An 18,817-nucleotide genomic window follows, 5' to 3' on the forward strand; every position below is an offset into this window, starting at 1 on the left:
GAGCCCCAGGCCTGCCGTCACCAGTCGGCCGCAGCTCACCGATCGCATGGCCTTGCCCTCTTTCCGAAGTGGCTCAAGGAGGATGCGTCATACCAGAACGCATCGTATCCACCCGACCCCGGCACGGATACCGCACCAAGCCGAAGGGGCGGGTCGTGTTCCGTGCACCGGAACACCACCCGCCCCTTCAGCCAGCTTCGACAACGCCGAGCAAAGGAGACTCAGGCCTCGTCGTCCTCGGCAGAGCCCTCGCCGAGTCCCTTCTCCAGCACGCGTCCTTCACCGGGAGCCAGCGTGCCCAGGATTCGCTCAAGGTCGTCCATCGAGGCGAACTCGACAACGATCTTCCCCTTCTTCTGACCGAGGTCGACCTTCACTCGCGTCTCGAAGCGGTCGGAGAGCCGAGAGGCAAGATCCGTGAGCGCCGGGGACAGCCGCGTGCCCGCCCGGGGGCCCTTCGGCTTGGGCGCGGTCTTGGGGTTCGAGTTCAGCAGCGTCACGATCTCTTCGACGGCCCTGACCGACAGACCCTCGGCGACGATCCGATGCGCCAGCCGGTCCTGCTCCTCCGAGTCGTCCACGGAGAGCAGAGCTCGGGCGTGCCCGGCGGAGAGCACTCCTGCCGCGACCCGGCGCTGTACGGGCGGGGAAAGCCGCAGCAGACGAAGCGTGTTGGACACCTGCGGGCGAGAACGCCCGATCCGGTCCGCCAGCTGATCGTGGGTGCAGTTGAAGTCCTTCAACAGCTGGTCGTAGGCGGCCGCCTCTTCCAGCGGGTTCAACTGGGCCCGGTGCAGGTTCTCCAGAAGAGCATCCAGCAACAGCTTCTCGTCATCGGTGTCCCGGACGATCGCCGGGATCCGCTCGAGGCCGGCCTCCCTGCAGGCCCGCCAGCGACGCTCACCCATGATGAGCTCATAGCGGTCCGGGCCCAACTGCCGCACGACAACCGGCTGAAGGAGCCCCACTTCCTTGATCGACGTGACCAGCTCCGCCAGCGCGTCCTCATCGAAGACTTCGCGCGGCTGACGGGGGTTGGGCGTGATCGCGCCGAGCGGTACCTCGGCGAAGTGCGCACCAGCCGGAGCGCTCGCCGACGTGTCGGCGGTCTCCCCTTCCTGTGCGGGAGCTGCCGCCTGGGGTGTCACCGCTGCGGGCAGCGTGGCGACCTTGGCCGCCGCCACCCCCCTTTCCGCGGTCAGCACAGGGGACGATCCCGGAGATGACTCCGGTCCCGACGCACTCGGCTGCTTCTCCTGCGGAGCGGCAGGAATCAGCGCACCGAGCCCACGCCCCAATCCTCTACGTCGCTCGCTCACTGGATCCCCTCCGACATGTTCTGCTGGCTGTTCTGGCCCACCTGGGCATGGTGCGGGTCGTACTGCAAGCCGACCCCACGCAGCGCGATCTCGCGTGCGGCTTCGAGATACGACAGGGAACCGCTGGATCCCGGATCGTAGGTCAGCACCGTCTGCCCATAGCTCGGGGCCTCCGAAATGCGGACCGAGCGCGGGATGCTCGTGCGCAGCACCTCTTCGCCGAAGTGGCTGCGCACCTCGTCCGCGACCTGCGAGGCAAGCCGTGTCCTGCCGTCGTACATCGTGAGCAGAATGGTCGAGACATGCAGGGCCGGGTTGAGATGGCCGCGTACCAGGTCCACGTTCCGCAACAACTGCCCGAGCCCCTCCAGCGCGTAGTACTCGCACTGGATGGGGATCAGCACCTCCGCGCCGGCGACCAGCGCGTTGACCGTGAGCAGCCCCAGCGAGGGCGGACAGTCGATGAGGATGTAGTCCAGCGGCTGCTCATAGGACTGGATCGCCCGCTGCAGTCTGCTCTCCCGCGCCACCAGCGACACCAGCTCGATCTCCGCACCGGCGAGATCGATGGTGGCAGGGGCGCAGAAGAGTCCTTCGACGTCCGGGACCGGCTGGACCACTTCGGCGAGAGGCCTGCTCTCCACCAGGACGTCATAGATCGAGGGAACTTCCGCATGGTGATCGATCCCCAGAGCCGTGGAAGCGTTTCCCTGCGGATCCAGGTCGATCACCAGAACGCGCGCGCCGTGCAAGGCGAGTGAAGCGGCGAGATTGACCGTGGTGGTGGTCTTGCCCACTCCGCCCTTCTGGTTGGCAACGACCATGATGCGTGTCTGCTCAGGTCGGGGCAGACCCTCACCGGCACGCCCCAGCGCCTCCACAGCCAGCTGAGCAGCTCGGCCGATGGGGGTGTCATCCATGGGGGGCGGTGTTTCACGTGAAACATCGTCCCCCGCGGACTCGGTACGGGGACCGGGGACCGGATCGGTCATCGGTCCCGCGATGTTGGCGTCGGACCGCAAGGATTCACTCTCCTCGACATCAGGCTCGCAATGAGCAGAGCCTGCCATGCTTTCGGGGTCGCGAACCAGCGAGCCCCGTGGATCTGTGGAGGAATCCACCTCTGTGGACAACTCTGTAGCCCTCAAGAGGGGCCTGCGACCCTTGATCGGGGCGGCCGCACGGCCGCGGCTGATGATTCCCTGCAGCAGTGAGCGACGTTTCACGTGAAACACGATGCCCAAGCCGCATGACTACATCAGGACGACACTCCGAAATCAGGACGTATGGCAACGTGTATGGCTCAGCGACGACGGCGCGTACGACTCGTGCGAGCGGCCTTCGCCCGCTTTGCGGCGAACCTCACACCACCGGGGCTCTCCCCAACCTCGACCCGTACGACTGTGGACAGCGGATCGACGAGGCCTTCACCGACATGAAGGACCGAGGTCTCCACGACACCAAGCTTGCTGAGTGCAGCACGAGCGCCCTGGATCTCCTCCTCGGCGGTGTCACCCTTGAGGGCAAGCATCTCGCCGTAGGGACGCAGCAGAGGGACGCCCCAGCCGGCGAGCCGGTCCAGCGGGGCGACTGCCCGCGCCGTGACCACGTGCACCGGAGGAACCTTCCCGAGGACCTCCTCGGCCCGTCCACGCACCACGGTCACGTGGTCCAGACCGAGCAGCTCCACCACTTCCTGCAGGAAGTTCGTCCTGCGGAGCAACGGTTCCAGAAGGGTGATCTTCAGGTCCGGCCGCACCAGCGCCAGCGGGATCCCTGGAAGTCCCGCGCCGGAGCCGACATCACACACCGTGACACCCTCCGGCACCACTTCCGAGAGCACGGCGCAGTTCAACAGATGCCGCTCCCAAAGCCGCGGCACTTCGCGCGGCCCGATCAGACCGCGCTTGACCCCGGCGTCCGCGAGCAGCTCCGCGTACCGCACGGCTTCTGGAAAGTACTCTCCGAACACCTTCCGTGCCGCGTCGGGCGCCTGGGGAAGCTGTGCTGCCTCCGTCACGGGGACCGTCCTTCCGTACCGCACTGCCGCAATGTGGACTGTGGTGGCTGACTAACAAGGCTGACAAAGATCGGCCCCGCCTGCGAACAGACGGGGCCGACGGAACAAAGCGGTCAGGCAGGGAGCACGACGACGAAGCGCTGAGGCTCCTCGCCCTCGGACTCGCTGCGCAGCCCCGCCGCCGCGACGGCGTCATGGACGACCTTGCGCTCGAAGGGCGTCATCGGGTCGAGCTTCACCGGCTCACCGGTGCTCTTCACCTCGGCGGCGGCCTTCGCACCCAGCTCGGCCAGCTCGGTGCGCTTGTTCGCCCGGAAGCCGGCGATGTCGAGCATCAGCCGGCTACGGTCGCCCGTCTCCCGATGCACGGCCAGACGCGTCAGCTCCTGAAGCGCCTCAAGAACCTCACCGTCCTTGCCGACGAGCTTCTGCAGGTCCCGGCTGGCGGTGTCGCTGATGATCGAAACCGCGGCGCGGTCGGCCTCGACATCCATGTCGATGTCACCGTCGAGGTCTGCGATGTCGAGCAGGCCCTCGAGGTAATCGGCCGCGATCTCCCCTTCCTGCTCGAGGCGGGTCAGGGTGTCGCCGCCCTCGGCGGCGGCGGCGGAGATGGTGCCTTCCGTCACGGATGCTCCTTCTTACTTCTTGGACGACGGGTGCTTGGGCCGCTGCGAGCCCTTGCGCTGTCCGGACTTGGGCTGGCGTGCGGAGCCGGTGGCCTTGCCACCGGCGGCGCCCTGCTTGGCGTCGCCCTGGGAGGAACCGGCCCTGGAGCGGCCCTCCGCCGGCTTGTCCTTTTCCAGGGATGTCTTGGCAGAGGCGCCTGCGGCGTCGGAACCCTTGGCGGCACCCGGCTGGGCCGTGGTGGTCTGGCGCTTCGACTTGCTCTGGCGCTTGGGCTGCTGGCGCCTCTGGGCGGCTCCACCCTCGGCCTCGGCCACTGCGGTGTCGCTCTTGGCCAGCGTGCCGTCCGCCTGCGCGGCCAGGCCGGCCTTGGCGAGACCGGAGATGAACCGGCGCTCGTTGTCGTTGCGGTCCGTCCCCTTGGCCACGATCGCCTGGATGACACTGCGCTTGCGGCGCGAGCGGACCTCGCCGTGTGCGGTGACGCTCTTGAGCAGCCGCTGCAGGTAGTGGTCCTGGGCCTTGCTGCCCGGGGTGGGGTTCTGGTTGATCACGTACATCTGCTGGCCCATGGTCCACACGTTGGTGGTCAGCCAGTAGACGAGGACACCGACGGGGAAGTTGATGCCCATGACGGCGAAGATCAGCGGGAAGATGTACATCAGCATCTTCTGCTGCTGCATGTACGGCGTCTTGACCGTGAGGTCGACGTTCTTCTGCATCAGCTGACGCTGGGTGTAGAACTGCGACGCCGACATCAGGATGATCATGATGGCGGTGACGATGCGGACGTCGGTCAGCGAGGCGTTGAGCGCCTCCACCTTGGCCGGGTCGTCCATGAACTTCGCGGCGATGGGAGCACCGAAGATGTGGGCCTCACGCGCGCTGTTCACGAGGTCCTTGTTGAGCACCCCGATCTCGTCACCCGAGGCGATCTTGCTGAGCACGTGGTACAGCGCGAAGAAGAACGGCGACTGGGCCAGGATGGGAAGGCACGAGGAGAGCGGGTTGGTGCCCGTCTCCTTGTACAGCTTCATCATCTCTTCGGACTGACGCTGTCGGTCGTTCTTGTAGCGCTCCTGGATCGCCTTCATCTTCGGCTGGAGCGCCTGCATGTTCCGGGTCGACTTGATCTGCTTCACGAAGAGCGGGATCAGACAGATCCGGATCAGGATCACCAGCGACACGATGGACAGTCCCCAGGCCCATCCCGTGTCAGGGCCGAAGATCGCCCCGTAGAGACTGTGGAACTGGACGATGATCCACGAGACAGGCGTGGTGATAAAACTGAACAGACTGGCAATCGTGTCCACTAATCAGGCTCCTTGAGCATTGGGCGAGGTCTCTGCGGCCGGGCCCTGGGATGCGGAGGCCGATCCCGGGGCAGGCAGATCAGCGGCGGCGTCCCCGCCCTTGCTGTCGCCGCGCAACGCATCACGCAGCATTTCGTGCCACCGCGGGCGCTTGCGCTGAGGCACGTGGTCCACCCCGCCCGGCGACCACGGGTTGCACCGCAGGATGCGCCAGGCGGTCAGCACTGTGCCCTTGACCGCGCCGTGCCGGTCGATGGCCGTGTATCCGTAGTGGGAACACGACGGGTAGTACCTGCAGACGGGCCCCAGCAGCGGGCTGATCGTCCACTGATAGATCTTGATCAGAGCCAGCAGCGGGTACTTCATCGCGCGCCCCCTCCCAGCAGCCGCTGAAGAGCGGCGTCCAGGTCTCGGGCCAGCTGTGCATGTTCGGCGTCACCCGCGCCGGGCAGCGCCCGTACGACCACCAGGCTACCGGGGGGCAGCTCGGAGAGCCGATCGCGTATGAGATGGCGCAGTCTCCGCTTGACCTTGTTGCGGACCACAGCACCGCCCACAGCCTTGCTCACGACGAAACCCGCACACGTCGGGGAGGCGCTCTCCCCAGGCGCGTGCGGGTCCGTTGTGCCGCTGCGAAGGTGGACGACGAGAAGTGGGCGGCCTGCCCTGCGTCCCCGCCGTACCGCAGTCGCGAAGTCCTCGCGCCGCCTCAGCCGATTCTCGGTAGGCAGCACGTCATGACCTGTACGCGATCAGGCGGACAGGTTGGCGCGACCCTTGCCACGGCGGTTCGCCAGGATGGCGCGGCCGGCACGGGTACGCATGCGCAGGCGGAAACCGTGGGTCTTCGCGCGACGACGGTTGTTCGGCTGGAAGGTGCGCTTGCTCACTCGGGGGCTCCAGAAATGATTCGTAGACGGCGGGACATCGCCTGGCTGTCACCGTGCGCCCACGAGAAGCTCGCGTTTACGCCCGTGTGCACCGCTTCACAATCACAGATCGTGATCTTTGCCCATCGGAGGCAGGCGGCAGCAGCCATCGACAACTCGACCTGGTCACGGTACGCGCGGCTGCGCCATCCGGTCAAACCGTCCCTATGGCGTGGTCCACTGTGCACAGGCTGTGGACAACAACTTGAACCACGCGGGTCGCCCTGACTACCGTGGCTGAACTTGGATTCTTTTCCTGCCTGTCTTCCCATCCCGTCCCGAGAACCACACATTCGTGGGACCTGCGAGAGAGCGTGCCTTGTGGCTGACGTACCTGCCGATCTTGCCGCAGTGTGGCCACGAGTGCTGGAGCAGCTCCTCGATGAGGGCCAGCAAGGCGTCGAGCCGAAGGACAAACAGTGGATCGAGCGCTGCCAGCCGCTCGCCCTGGTCGCCGACACCGCACTGCTCGCCGTCCCCAATGAATGGGGCAAGCGCGTCCTCGAAGGCCGGCTCGCTCCCCTCATCAGCGAGACGCTGAGCCGCGAGTGCGGCCGTCCCATCCGGATCGCGATCACCGTCGACGATTCCGTCGGCGAGGCCCCGGGCCCCCAGGGGCCTCCTCAGCAGCAGCCCCGGTACCAGGGACCGCAGCACGACGAGCCCCGGCCCGGAGATCCGTACGACACGTACGGTCACCGCTCCTCCGACGACGGGCTGCCGACGGCCAGGCCCGCCTACCCCGAGTACCAGCAGCGCCCTGAGCCGGGCTCCTGGCCGCGTACCCAGGAGGACCTGTCGTGGCAGCAGCCGCGGCTCGGCGGCTTCCAGGACCGCGACCCCTACGCCTCCCCGCCGCAGCGGCAGCCTCAGCACGACTACCGGTCTCCGCAGCCGCCCGAGCGCCGGCAGTACGACTCACGTCCGGAACGGCACTCGATGCAGGAGCCGCAGGCTCCGCACCGCGGCCCCTCGGGGGCTCCCGGGCCGCTGGGCGCACAGCCGGCACCGGCGCCGGGCCCCGGGGAGCCGCACGCCCGCCTCAACCCCAAGTACCTGTTCGACACGTTCGTCATCGGCGCCTCCAACCGGTTCGCACACGCCGCGGCCGTCGCTGTCGCCGAGGCTCCGGCCAAGGCGTACAACCCCCTCTTCATCTACGGGGAGTCGGGACTGGGCAAGACGCACCTCCTGCACGCGATCGGGCACTACGCGCGCAGCCTCTACCCGGGGACCCGCGTCCGGTACGTGAGTTCGGAGGAGTTCACCAACGAGTTCATCAACTCGATCCGGGACGGCAAGGGCGACACTTTCCGCAAGCGCTACCGGGACGTGGACATCCTTCTCGTCGACGACATCCAGTTCCTCGCGAGCAAGGAGTCGACGCAGGAGGAGTTCTTCCACACCTTCAACACGCTCCACAACGCCAACAAGCAGATCGTGCTGTCCTCCGACCGGCCGCCCAAGCAGCTGATGACGCTGGAGGACCGGCTGCGCAACCGGTTCGAGTGGGGTCTGACCACGGACGTGCAGCCGCCGGAGCTCGAGACGCGCATCGCGATCCTCCGGAAGAAAGCCGTCCAGGAGCAGCTCAACGCCCCGCCGGAGGTACTGGAGTTCATCGCCTCCCGCATCTCACGCAACATCCGTGAGCTCGAGGGCGCGCTGATCCGGGTCACGGCGTTCGCGTCCCTCAACCGGCAGCCGGTGGACCTGGGGCTCACCGAGATCGTGCTGAAGGATCTGATTCCCGGCGGCGAGGACGCGGCTCCCGAGATCACCGCGAGCGCCATCATGGCTGCCACCGCGGACTACTTCGGGCTCACGGTCGAGGACCTCTGCGGCTCCTCTCGCAGCCGGGTGCTCGTGACGGCGAGGCAGATCGCCATGTACCTGTGCAGGGAGCTCACGGATCTGTCGCTGCCGAAGATCGGCGCACAGTTCGGCGGCCGGGACCATACGACGGTGATGCACGCGGACCGGAAGATCCGTGCCCTCATGGCGGAGCGGCGGTCCATCTACAACCAGGTCACCGAGCTCACCAACCGCATCAAGAACGGCTGACAGGCCGGCCACGACGGCTCCTGAGGGCGCTCCGGGACGGTTCCCGGAGCGCCCTCAGCCGTTTCGCCCGCGCCACTCTGTTCGATTTCGAGCCGGCATCGAGCCGTTCTCCACAGTTGTGCGGGGATTCTTCCGTCCACAGCCTGGGGACCGGGAAGTTGTCCACGACCGGTCCACAGGTACACCGACCACCGGGCCGTCGCCCCAGGTCAGCCCCTTGGGGATTTGTGGCAAACCCGGTTCCACAGACTGTGGACACGGAAAGCTTCCACAGGCTGTGATCGTCGTTGTCCACTGCCGCCCCACAGGCAGCGGCCCGTTGCCCACAGCTTCTCCACACCCCTGTCCACTGTTCGGCAACGAAACACACCCGCTCACCGCGTCGAGTGAAAGCCGTCACACCAACGAGGTCGGTTGGGCTGTGGGGAACCGGGGTAAAGCTGGGGACGGGACTGGGGAGAAGTCCCCTGGGCCTGTGCATCGGGTGTGCAGAACTTTCGCGTGTCCACAGAAGCACCGGGTTGTCCACGGTCGCCACCCACAGGCGCGGTGGACAAAAAAGCGTGCTTGACCTGGGCAAACGACGTTATCCACCGTTTCCACAGCCCCTACTACTACTCCCACCTAGAGTTACCGGGGAATTCGCTTCGAAGAAGGCCCTGTGCACAACTCGAGCCCGGACCGCCGGGCTGCTCTTGCCACGACTTGACCCCGACCCGCACCGACTGTCGGCGTCGTGCGTCAGACTGGTCCCCGGCATCAAGCCGACGAGAAGGCCAGCAGGGCGAGCCAGCAACAGCAGGAGGCGGTTCCGGTGAAGATCCGGGTGGAACGCGATGTACTCGCGGAGGCGGTGGCGTGGGTGGCCCGTAGCCTCCCGGCCCGGCCGCCGGCGCCCGTTCTTGCGGGCCTTCTCCTGAAGGCGGAGGACGGCGCCGTCAGCTTCTCCAGCTTCGACTACGAGGTCTCGGCCCGTGTGTCGGTGGAGGCCGAGGTGGACGAGGACGGCACCGTGCTGGTCTCCGGCCGCCTCCTCGCCGACATCTGCCGCGCCCTCCCCAACCGTCCGGTGGAGATTTCCACAGACGGTGTACGAGCGACCGTGGTCTGCGGCTCCTCCCGATTCACACTCCACACCCTGCCTGTGGAGGAGTACCCGGCACTGCCGCAGATGCCGACCGCGACCGGCACCGTGCCCGGCGAGGTCTTCGCCTCGGCCGCCGCCCAGGTCGCCATCGCCGCCGGCCGCGACGACACGCTTCCCGTCCTGACCGGTGTGCGCATCGAGATCGAGGGCGACACCGTCACGCTGGCGTCCACCGACCGCTACCGCTTCGCCGTTCGCGAGTTCCTGTGGAAGCCCGAGAACCCGGACGCCTCCGCCGTCGCCCTGGTGCCCGCCAAGACGCTGCTGGACACCGCCAAGGCGCTCACCAGCGGTGACACCGTCACCCTGGCGCTGTCGGGCTCCGGTGCCGGTGAGGGTCTGATCGGTTTCGAAGGAGCGGGGCGCCGGACCACGACGCGACTGCTCGAGGGCGACCTGCCGAAGTACCGGACGCTCTTCCCGACCGAGTTCAACTCGGTGGCCGTCATCGAGACCGCGCCGTTCGTCGAGGCCGTCAAGCGCGTGGCCCTTGTCGCCGAGCGCAACACCCCGGTGCGACTCAGCTTCGAGCAGGGTGTGCTGATCCTGGAGGCAGGCTCCAGCGACGACGCACAGGCTGTGGAGCGGGTCGACGCGCAGCTCGAGGGCGACGACATCTCGATCGCCTTCAACCCGACCTTCCTGCTGGACGGCCTGAGCGCGATCGACTCGCCCGTCGCCCAGCTCTCGTTCACCACCTCCACCAAGCCGGCGCTGCTGAGCGGTCGGCCGGCCGTGGACGCCGAGGCGGACGAGGCCTACAAGTACCTGATCATGCCCGTGCGGCTGAGCGGCTGATCAGCGGCTTCTGAGCGCTTGACCCCACAGGTGTGCACCCGTGGCCGGGCGTAGGCTCGGACACGGGTAGGTACTGCACACAACGATTGAGGAATCATCTGATGGAGCTCGGTCTCGTCGGTCTCGGCAAGATGGGCGGCAACATGCGTGAGCGCATTCGCCGCGCCGGCCACACCGTCATCGGGTACGACCGCAACCCTGACGTCGCTGATGTCCACAGCCTCGAGGAGCTTGTGGGCAAGCTCAAGGGCCCGCGGGTCGTCTGGGTCATGGTCCCGGCCGGCGCCGCCACGCAGTCCACGATCGACGAGCTGGCCGAGCTGCTCTCCCCGGGCGACGTGGTCGTCGACGGCGGCAACTCCCGCTGGACCGACGACGAGAAGCACGCCGTCGAGCTGGGTCTGAAGGGCATCGGCTTCGTCGACTGCGGTGTCTCCGGCGGAGTGTGGGGCCTGGAGAACGGCTATGCGCTGATGTACGGCGGTGACGCCGAGAACGTCGCGAAGGTGCAGCCGATCTTCGACGCCCTCAAGCCCGAGGGCGAGTTCGGCTCGGTCCACGCGGGCCGGGTCGGCGCGGGCCACTTCGCGAAGATGGTCCACAACGGCATCGAGTACGCGATGATGCAGGCCTACGCCGAGGGCTGGGAGCTCCTGGAGAAGGTCGACTCGGTCACCGATGTGCGCGAGGTCTTCCGTTCCTGGCAGGAGGGCACGGTCATCCGTTCCTGGCTGCTCGACCTCGCGGTCAATGCGCTGGACGAGGACGAGCACCTCGAGCAGCTGCGCGGTTATGCACAGGACTCCGGCGAGGGCCGGTGGACGGTGGAAGCCGCCATCGACAACGCCGTCCCGCTGCCTGCGATCACCGCCTCGTTGTTCGCCCGTTTCGCGTCCCGTCAGGACGACTCCCCGCAGATGAAGATGATCGCCGCGCTGCGCAACCAGTTCGGCGGCCACGCGGTGGAGAGCAAGAAGTAGTCCACAGGCTGTGCACCAGTGGTGCGCAGCCATGCCGGGGGAAGGTCGGCGCACACCATGCACGTCACGCATCTGTCGCTGGCCGACTTCCGCTCGTACGCCCGGGTCGAGGTCCCTCTCGATCCGGGCGTCACCGCTTTCGTGGGGGCGAACGGGCAGGGCAAGACGAATCTCGTCGAGGCCGTCGGCTATCTCGCCACGCTCGCCAGCCACCGTGTCTCCTCGGACGCGCCGCTGGTACGGATGGGGGCCGACCGGGCCGTGATCCGTGCCGCCGTGACCCAGGGGGAGCGCTCGCAGCTCGTCGAGCTCGAACTCAATCCCGGCCGGGCGAACCGTGCCCGGATCAACAGGTCGTCGCAGGTCAGGCCTCGTGACGTGCTGGGGATAGTACGGACGGTGCTCTTCGCCCCGGAGGATCTGTCGCTGGTCAAGGGCGATCCCGGTGAGCGCAGGCGTTTCCTCGACGAGCTGGTCACGGCACGCTCGCCGCGCATGGCGGCTGTGCGCTCCGACTACGAGCGTGTGCTGAAGCAGCGCAACACCCTGCTGAAGTCGGCGGCCATGGCGCGGCGGCACGGCGGTCGTGGCATGGACCTGTCCACCCTCGACGTCTGGGACCAGCACCTGGCTCGCGCGGGCGCCGAGGTGACCGCCCAGCGGCTCGACCTGATCGCCGCCCTGCAGCCGCTCGCGGACAAGGCGTACGAGGCGCTCGCACCAGGAGGCGGTCCCGTCGCGCTCGAGTACCGGTCCTCGGCGGGCCCCATGGACGAGGCGAACGGCCGCGAAGCACTGTTCGAGCAACTGACGGCGGCGCTGGCCGAGGTGCGTAAGCAGGAGATCGAGCGGGGCGTGACCCTGGTCGGTCCCCACCGTGACGAACTGGTCCTGAAACTGGGGCAGCTGCCCGCCAAGGGATACGCGAGCCACGGTGAGTCCTGGTCGTACGCGCTGGCGCTGCGGCTGGCGTCTTACGACCTGCTGCGGGCCGAGGGCAACGAACCCGTGCTGGTTCTCGACGACGTCTTCGCGGAGCTCGACGCCCGGCGCCGGGAGCGGCTGGCCGAGCTGGTTGCCCCCGGCGAGCAGGTGCTGGTGACCGCGGCCGTGGACGACGACGTCCCGGCAGTGCTGGCGGGCGCCCGCTACGAGGTCTCCGGCGGGACGGTGCAGCGCGTATGACCGGCGAGGGCGGCGAAAGGCCGGCAGAGGCGGGGCCGTCGGGCGCCGGAGAGTCCTCCGGTGTGGACCTGGCACGCGTGGCGTTGCGCGCCGCGAAGGAGCAGGCCAAGGCCCGTGGCGCGGCGGCGCAGCAGAAGAAGCAGGCCAGGCGGGGCGGCGGGCTGCGTTCCGGAGCCCGCGCCGACGGGCGCGATCCACTGCCGCTGGGCGCGGCGATCAACCGGCTGATCACCGAGCGGGGCTGGGAGACGCCGGCCGCGGTGGGCGGGGTGATGGGCCGCTGGCCGCAGATCGTGGGCGACGACCTGGCCAACCACTGTGTCCCGCTGCGGTACGACGAGGCTCCGGACGAGCGCCTGCTGACCGTGCAGTGCGACTCGACGGCGTGGGCCACCCAGCTGCGACTGCTGGCTCCGCGCCTGGTGGCCCGGCTCAACGAGGACCTCGGGCACGGGACCGTCCGCGCGATCAAGGTGCTCGGTCCCGGAGGGCCCGCGCGCCGGTTCGGACCCTTGCGGGCGCCGGGCAGCACGGGCCCCGGGGACACCTACGGCTGATGTCCGGCAGTCTCCGGCGATGCCCTTGCGGCACAAGGAACCCGGTGGCACGGATGAGGTGTCCCTCACGGTAGCGGGAGGTTGACAGCCCGAAGCGCTCAAAGCCGGTGTGAGCCTCTTGGAGCCCCTTCCCGGATATGGGGAGTCGGACGGCGATGGTTCAGGGCGCCACAGGCGGACTCAGCTACCGGCAAACCGCCATTAGTGTCAGCGTTACCGGTAGACTGGTGGACAGTCCCGCTTCTGTCGCGGGACACGTCGATTAGATGCCGAACGACGCAGCCGCTCCCCGCATGCCGGTGGACGGCTCGTGCTGTGCCAGAAAGGGCGCTTCGTGGCCGATTCCGGCAACCCCAACGAGAACACTCCGTCCACCCCTGCCGGTGGGAACGGCGAGGTCACAGCCTCGTACGACGCCAGCGCGATCACCGTCCTCGAGGGTCTGGACGCGGTCCGCAAGCGCCCCGGCATGTACATCGGCTCGACCGGTGAGCGGGGACTCCACCACCTTGTGCAGGAAGTCGTCGACAACTCGGTGGACGAGGCCATGGCCGGCCACGCGGACACCATCGACGTCACGATCCTCGCCGACGGCGGCGTGCGCGTCGTCGACAACGGCCGCGGTATCCCGGTGGACATCGTCCCCTCGGAGAACAAGCCCGCCGTCGAGGTCGTGCTGACCGTGCTGCACGCGGGCGGCAAGTTCGGCGGCGGCGGCTACGCGGTCTCCGGCGGTCTGCACGGCGTCGGCGTCTCCGTCGTCAACGCGCTGTCGTCCAGGGTCGCGGTCGAGGTCAAGCGAGACGGATACCGGTGGACGCAGGACTACAAGCTCGGCGTGCCCACCGCGCCTCTGGCGCGGAACGAGGAGACCGACGAGAGCGGTACGACCGTCACGTTCTGGGCGGACGGCGACATCTTCGAGACGACGGAGTACTCCTTCGAGACGCTCTCGCGCCGTTTCCAGGAGATGGCCTTCCTCAACAAGGGCCTGACCCTGACGCTGACCGACGAGCGTGAGTCGGCCAAGGCCACCGCGGGCGCGGAGACGGGCCAGGAGCCGGAGGACCTCGAGCAGCCGGCCCGTACGGTCAAGTACCACTACGAGGGCGGCATCGTCGACTTCGTGAAGTACCTGAACTCCCGCAAGGGGGAGCTCATCCACCCCACGGTCATCGACATCGAGGCCGAGGACAAGGAGCGGATGCTCTCCGTCGAGATCGCGATGCAGTGGAACTCGCAGTACACGGAGGGGGTCTACTCCTTCGCGAACACGATCCACACGCACGAGGGCGGCACCCACGAAGAGGGCTTCCGCTCCGCGCTCACGGGCCTGGTGAACCGTTACGCGCGCGAGAAGAAGCTGCTGCGCGAGAAGGACGACAACCTCTCCGGTGAGGACATCCGCGAGGGTCTCACCGCGATCATCTCGGTGAAGCTGGGCGAGCCGCAGTTCGAGGGCCAGACGAAGACGAAGCTGGGCAACACGGAGGCCAAGACCTTCGTGCAGAAGGTCGTCCACGAGACCCTGACCGACTGGTTCGACCGCAATCCGAACGAGGCCGCGGACATCATCCGCAAGGGCATCCAGGCGCAGACGGCCCGCGTCGCGGCCCGTAAGGCGCGGGACCTGACGCGCCGCAAGGGTCTGCTGGAGTCGGCGTCGCTGCCGGGCAAGCTCAGCGACTGCCAGTCCAACGACCCGACGAAGTGCGAGATCTTCATCGTCGAGGGTGACTCGGCCGGCGGCTCGGCCAAGTCCGGCCGTAACCCGATGTACCAGGCCATCCTGCCCATCCGCGGCAAGATCCTGAACGTCGAGAAGGCGCGGATCGACAAGATCCTCCAGAACACCGAGGTGCAGGCGCTGATCTCGGCCTTCGGCACCGGTGTCCACGAGGACTTCGACATCGAGAAGCTCCGCTATCACAAGATCATTCTGATGGCGGACGCCGACGTCGACGGCCAGCACATCAACACCCTGCTGCTGACGTTCCTGTTCCGCTTCATGCGGCCGCTCGTCGAGGCGGGTCACGTCTTCCTCTCACGCCCGCCGCTGTACAAGATCAAGTGGGGCCGGGACGACTTCGAGTACGCCTACTCCGACCGCGAGCGCGACGCCCTGGTCGAACTGGGCAAGCGGAGCGGCAAGCGGATCAAGGAAGACTCCATCCAGCGCTTCAAGGGTCTCGGCGAGATGAACGCCGAGGAACTGCGCATCACCACCATGGACCAGGACCACCGAGTGCTCGGCCAGGTCACGCTGGACGACGCGGCCCAGGCCGACGACCTGTTCTCGGTGCTCATGGGTGAGGACGTGGAGGCGCGGCGCTCGTTCATCCAGCGCAACGCCAAGGACGTTCGCTTCCTCGACATCTGAGTCGGTCTCAGCTGACCGTACGAAAGGACTGAAGACCAGCAATGGCCGACGAGAACACGACAGTGACGCCCGAAGAGGAGCCCATCGTTCCGGGCGTGGGCATGCGCGTGGAGCCCGTGGGGCTCGAGACCGAGATGCAGCGCTCGTATCTCGACTACGCGATGTCCGTCATCGTCTCGCGTGCGCTGCCGGACGTGCGGGACGGACTCAAGCCCGTCCACCGCCGTGTGCTGTACGCGATGTACGACGGTGGCTACCGGCCCGAGAAGGGCTTCTACAAGTGCGCCCGCGTCGTCGGCGACGTCATGGGCACCTACCACCCGCACGGCGACTCCTCGATCTACGACGCCCTGGTCCGCCTGGCCCAGCCGTGGTCGATGCGGATGCCGCTGGTGGACTCCAACGGAAACTTCGGCTCTCCCGGCAACGACCCGGCTGCCGCCATGCGGTACACCGAGTGCAAGCTCATGCCGCAGTCCATGGAGATGCTCCGGGACATCGACGAGGAGACCGTCGACTTCCAGGACAACTACGACGGCCGGAACCAGGAGCCGACGGTCCTGCCGGCGCGCTTCCCGAACCTGCTGGTCAACGGCAGCGCCGGTATCGCCGTCGGTATGGCCACCAACATCCCGCCGCACAACCTGCGCGAGGTCGCGTCGGGCGCGCAGTGGGCGCTGGAGCACCCGGACGCCTCGCACGAGGAACTGCTCGACGCGCTCATCGAGCGGATCAAGGGCCCGGACTTCCCGTCCGGCGCGCTCGTCGTGGGCCGCAAGGGCATCGAGGAGGCGTACCGCACGGGCCGTGGCTCGATCACCATGCGCGCGGTCGTCGAGGTCGAGGAGATCCAGAACCGCCAGTGCCTGGTGGTCACCGAGCTGCCCTACCAGGTCAACCCGGACAACCTCGCGCAGAAGATCGCCGACCTGGTGAAGGACGGCAAGATCGGCGGCATCGCCGACGTCCGTGACGAGACGTCCTCGCGCACCGGCCAGCGCCTGGTGATCGTGCTGAAGCGCGACGCCGTCGCCAAGGTCGTGCTGAACAACCTGTACAAGCACACCGACCTGCAGACGAACTTCGGCGCCAACATGCTGGCGCTCGTCGACGGCGTGCCGCGCACCCTGTCGCTGGACGCGTTCATCCGCCACTGGGTGACGCACCAGATCGAGGTCATCGTCCGGCGTACCAAGTTCCGGCTGCGTAAGGCGGAGGAGCGCGCGCATATCCTGCGCGGTCTGCTCAAGGCACTGGACGCGATCGACGAGGTCATCGCGCTGATCCGGCGCAGCGACACGGTCGACGTCGCACGAGAGGGCCTGATGGGCCTGCTCGAGATCGACGAGATCCAGGCCAACGCCATCCTCGAGATGCAGCTGCGCCGACTGGCCGCCCTGGAGCGCCAGAAGATCGTGCAGGAGCATGACGAACTGCAGGCGAAGATCAACGAGTACAACGCGATCCTCGCCTCGCCGGAGAAGCAGCGCGGCATCGTCAGCGACGAACTCGCCGCGCTCGTCGAGAAGTTCGGCGACGACCGGCGCTCCAAGCTGGTGCCCTTCGACGGTGACATGTCCATCGAGGACCTGATCGCCGAGGAGGACATCGTCGTCACGATCACGCGTGGCGGCTATGTGAAGCGCACCAAGACCGACGACTACCGCTCCCAGAAGCGCGGCGGCAAGGGCGTGCGCGGGACGAAGCTCAAGGAAGACGACATCGTCGACCACTTCTTCGTCTCCACCACCCACCACTGGCTGCTGTTCTTCACCAACAAGGGCCGGGTGTACCGGGCCAAGGCGTACGAACTGCCGGACGCCGGCCGTGACGCGCGCGGCCAGCACGTCGCCAACCTGCTGGCCTTCCAGCCGGACGAGCAGATCGCCGAGATCCTCGCGATCCGCGACTACGACGCCGCGCCGTACCTGGTGCTCGCCACCAAGGCCGGTCTGGTGAAGAAGACGTCCCTGAAGGACTACGACTCGCCCCGTTCCGGCGGTGTCATCGCGATCAACCTCCGGGAGACGGAGAGCGGCGACGACGACGAACTGATCGGCGCGGAGCTGGTGTCGGCGGAGGACGATCTGCTGCTCATCAGTAAGAAGGCGCAGTCGATCCGGTTCACCGCGACCGACGAGGCGCTGCGCCCGATGGGCCGCGCGACCTCCGGCGTCAAGGGCATGAGTTTCCGAGAGGGCGACGAACTGCTCTCGATGAATGTCGTCCGGCCCGGTACGTTCGTGTTCACAGCCACCGATGGCGGGTACGCGAAGCGGACCGCTGTCGACGAGTACCGCGTCCAGGGTCGCGGCGGCCTCGGTATCAAGGCCGCCAAGATCGTGGAGGACCGTGGGTCTCTCGTGGGCGCGTTGGTGGTCGAGGAGTCCGACGAGATCCTGGCCATCACGCTCGGCGGCGGGGTAATTCGTACGCGAGTCAATGAAGTCAGGGAGACGGGCCGTGACACCATGGGCGTCCAACTGATCAACCTGGGCAAGCGCGATGCCGTCGTCGGCATCGCTCGCAACGCCGAGGCCGGTCGTGAGGCCGAAGAGGTCGAGGCGGCCGTCGAGGCCGAAGGGACCGAGGAGGCCGCCGTCGAGGCGACGGCCGAGGCGGCAGCCGAGGGCACACAGTCCTCGGCCGGGGAGCACGAGGAGTAAAGCGTGAGTGGAGCCACGGGCGCCGGACCGGCAGCATCCGGAGCGAACGGTGCCCGTGGCCCTGCCGCGGACTCCCAGGGGGCCACAGTGACGGACACCCGGGGGCAGCAGCCCCCGTACCAGATGTTTGGCGGCGAGCAGCCTGCCCCGCAGCAGGCCGGCCAGCCGTACCACCCGCCGCAGGCGTATCCGTCGCCCGGCGGGACCCAGGGCGGTCAGCAGCGGCCGGCTCAGGGCTCTGGCGCAGGTTCGGGCGCCGCGGTGCGCAGGCCGCGCACAGGGGCCCGTACGACGCCGCGCACGCGCAAGGCGCGGCTGCGGGTGGCGAAGGCCGACCCGTGGTCGGTGATGAAGGTCAGCTTCCTGCTCTCCATCGCCCTCGGCGTGTGCACCGTGGTCGCGGCCGCGGTGCTGTGGATGGTCATGGACGCGATGGGCGTCTTCTCGACCGTCGGCGGCACGATCAGCGAGGCGACCGGCTCGAACGAGAGCAACGGCTTCGACCTCCAGTCGTTCCTGTCGCTGCCGCGGGTGCTCATCTTCACCTCGGTGATCGCGGTGATCGATGTGGTGCTCGCCACAGCGCTGGCGACGCTCGGAGCCTTCATCTACAACCTCTCCGCCGGTTTTGTGGGCGGTGTCGAGCTCACGCTCGCCGAGGACGAGTAGCGCCGCGGAGGGGTCTTCGGATTCCGATTTTGGCGCTGCACCGCGTGTGCGCTAATCTTCAGAGGTCAGCGCGCAGCGCGGAGGGGCTATAGCTCAGTTGGTTAGAGCGCATCCCTGATAAGGATGAGGCCACAGGTTCAAATCCTGTTAGCCCCACCAGTGC

General features: G+C 67.6%; 16 protein-coding genes and 1 tRNA gene. 9 read left to right on the top strand and 8 right to left on the bottom strand.

What is annotated here, in order from left to right; genetic code table 11:
• Window positions 1-221: 221 nt before the first annotated feature.
• The 8 genes from ACIPJI_RS28870 to rpmH all read right to left on the bottom strand — a co-directional run bounded on the left by ACIPJI_RS28870 (window position 222) and on the right by rpmH (window position 6,169).
• Complete coding sequence (locus ACIPJI_RS28870; protein ID WP_307707365.1) at window positions 222-1,319, bottom strand: ParB/RepB/Spo0J family partition protein; 1,098 nt, start codon at window positions 1,317-1,319, stop codon at window positions 222-224.
• Window positions 1,316-2,389, bottom strand: coding sequence for a ParA family protein (locus ACIPJI_RS28875; protein ID WP_307710422.1), 1,074 nt, complete (start codon window positions 2,387-2,389; stop codon window positions 1,316-1,318). Before ACIPJI_RS28875 ends, ACIPJI_RS28870 begins: the two co-directional genes overlap by 4 nt.
• Before the next feature lie 233 nt (window positions 2,390-2,622).
• Window positions 2,623-3,339, bottom strand: a complete 717-nt coding sequence (gene rsmG / locus ACIPJI_RS28880; protein WP_307707366.1) for a 16S rRNA (guanine(527)-N(7))-methyltransferase RsmG — start codon at window positions 3,337-3,339, stop codon at window positions 2,623-2,625.
• 113 nt (window positions 3,340-3,452) lie between these two features.
• Entirely contained in the window at window positions 3,453-3,968 is a 516-nt protein-coding gene (locus ACIPJI_RS28885) for a protein jag (protein WP_402249714.1), read from the bottom strand.
• A 12-nt stretch (window positions 3,969-3,980) separates the two neighbouring features.
• The gene (gene yidC / locus ACIPJI_RS28890) at window positions 3,981-5,279 is read right to left on the bottom strand and encodes a membrane protein insertase YidC (RefSeq protein WP_402249716.1); all 1,299 of its coding nucleotides are present in this window, start codon (window positions 5,277-5,279) and stop codon (window positions 3,981-3,983) included.
• A 3-nt stretch (window positions 5,280-5,282) separates the two neighbouring features.
• Window positions 5,283-5,645: a membrane protein insertion efficiency factor YidD gene (yidD, locus tag ACIPJI_RS28895; protein WP_307707368.1), complete on the bottom strand. Its 363-nt coding sequence runs from the start codon at window positions 5,643-5,645 to the stop codon at window positions 5,283-5,285.
• On the bottom strand, window positions 5,642-6,013 hold the full coding sequence (gene rnpA / locus ACIPJI_RS28900) for a ribonuclease P protein component (protein ID WP_005314963.1): 372 nt from the start codon (window positions 6,011-6,013) through the stop codon (window positions 5,642-5,644). The genes yidD and rnpA overlap by 4 nt, the downstream gene beginning before the upstream one ends.
• A gap of 18 nt (window positions 6,014-6,031) precedes the next feature.
• Window positions 6,032-6,169, bottom strand: coding sequence for a 50S ribosomal protein L34 (gene rpmH, locus ACIPJI_RS28905; protein ID WP_014047156.1), 138 nt, complete (start codon window positions 6,167-6,169; stop codon window positions 6,032-6,034).
• A 360-nt stretch (window positions 6,170-6,529) separates the two neighbouring features.
• Here rpmH and dnaA point away from each other — a divergent pair, with 360 nt between their 5' ends.
• From dnaA to ACIPJI_RS28950, 9 genes are all read left to right on the top strand, one after another.
• Window positions 6,530-8,272 carry a chromosomal replication initiator protein DnaA gene (gene dnaA / locus ACIPJI_RS28910; RefSeq protein WP_402249719.1) on the top strand — a complete coding sequence of 581 codons (1,743 nt, stop codon included), beginning with the start codon at window positions 6,530-6,532 and terminating at the stop codon, window positions 8,270-8,272.
• An 814-nt stretch (window positions 8,273-9,086) separates the two neighbouring features.
• Window positions 9,087-10,217, top strand: a complete 1,131-nt coding sequence (dnaN, locus tag ACIPJI_RS28915) for a DNA polymerase III subunit beta (RefSeq protein ID WP_005314958.1) — start codon at window positions 9,087-9,089, stop codon at window positions 10,215-10,217.
• Between the two features lie 101 nt (window positions 10,218-10,318).
• A complete protein-coding gene (gene gnd / locus ACIPJI_RS28920; protein WP_159689825.1) occupies window positions 10,319-11,197 on the top strand; it encodes a phosphogluconate dehydrogenase (NAD(+)-dependent, decarboxylating) in 879 nt (292 codons plus the stop codon).
• 57 nt (window positions 11,198-11,254) lie between these two features.
• Entirely contained in the window at window positions 11,255-12,382 is a 1,128-nt protein-coding gene (recF, locus tag ACIPJI_RS28925) for a DNA replication/repair protein RecF (protein WP_356622353.1), read from the top strand.
• The gene (locus tag ACIPJI_RS28930; RefSeq protein WP_356622354.1) at window positions 12,379-12,939 is read left to right on the top strand and encodes a DciA family protein; all 561 of its coding nucleotides are present in this window, start codon (window positions 12,379-12,381) and stop codon (window positions 12,937-12,939) included. The genes recF and ACIPJI_RS28930 overlap by 4 nt, the downstream gene beginning before the upstream one ends.
• A gap of 310 nt (window positions 12,940-13,249) precedes the next feature.
• Window positions 13,250-15,319: a DNA topoisomerase (ATP-hydrolyzing) subunit B gene (gene gyrB, locus ACIPJI_RS28935; protein ID WP_307707373.1), complete on the top strand. Its 2,070-nt coding sequence runs from the start codon at window positions 13,250-13,252 to the stop codon at window positions 15,317-15,319.
• Between the two features lie 41 nt (window positions 15,320-15,360).
• Entirely contained in the window at window positions 15,361-17,985 is a 2,625-nt protein-coding gene (gyrA, locus tag ACIPJI_RS28940; RefSeq protein WP_356622355.1) for a DNA gyrase subunit A, read from the top strand.
• An 87-nt stretch (window positions 17,986-18,072) separates the two neighbouring features.
• A complete protein-coding gene (locus ACIPJI_RS28945; RefSeq protein ID WP_307710423.1) occupies window positions 18,073-18,654 on the top strand; it encodes a DUF3566 domain-containing protein in 582 nt (193 codons plus the stop codon).
• Window positions 18,655-18,736: 82 nt separating this feature from the next.
• Window positions 18,737-18,813: transfer RNA gene (locus ACIPJI_RS28950), tRNA-Ile, on the top strand.
• Window positions 18,814-18,817: the final 4 nt, after the last annotated feature.

This window comes from Streptomyces sp. NPDC086835 (assembly GCF_044745705.1).
GTDB lineage: Bacteria > Actinomycetota > Actinomycetes > Streptomycetales > Streptomycetaceae > Streptomyces.

Coding starts and splice junctions, on each gene's coding strand:
- ACIPJI_RS28875 (WP_307710422.1), bottom strand. CDS start 2,389: ATGGCAGGCTCTGCTCATTGCGAGCCTGATGTCGAGGAGAGTGAATCC.
- yidD (WP_307707368.1), bottom strand. CDS start 5,645: ATGAAGTACCCGCTGCTGGCTCTGATCAAGATCTATCAGTGGACGATC.
- gnd (WP_159689825.1), top strand. CDS start 10,319: ATGGAGCTCGGTCTCGTCGGTCTCGGCAAGATGGGCGGCAACATGCGT.
- recF (WP_356622353.1), top strand. CDS start 11,255: ATGCACGTCACGCATCTGTCGCTGGCCGACTTCCGCTCGTACGCCCGG.
- ACIPJI_RS28930 (WP_356622354.1), top strand. CDS start 12,379: ATGACCGGCGAGGGCGGCGAAAGGCCGGCAGAGGCGGGGCCGTCGGGC.
- gyrA (WP_356622355.1), top strand. CDS start 15,361: ATGGCCGACGAGAACACGACAGTGACGCCCGAAGAGGAGCCCATCGTT.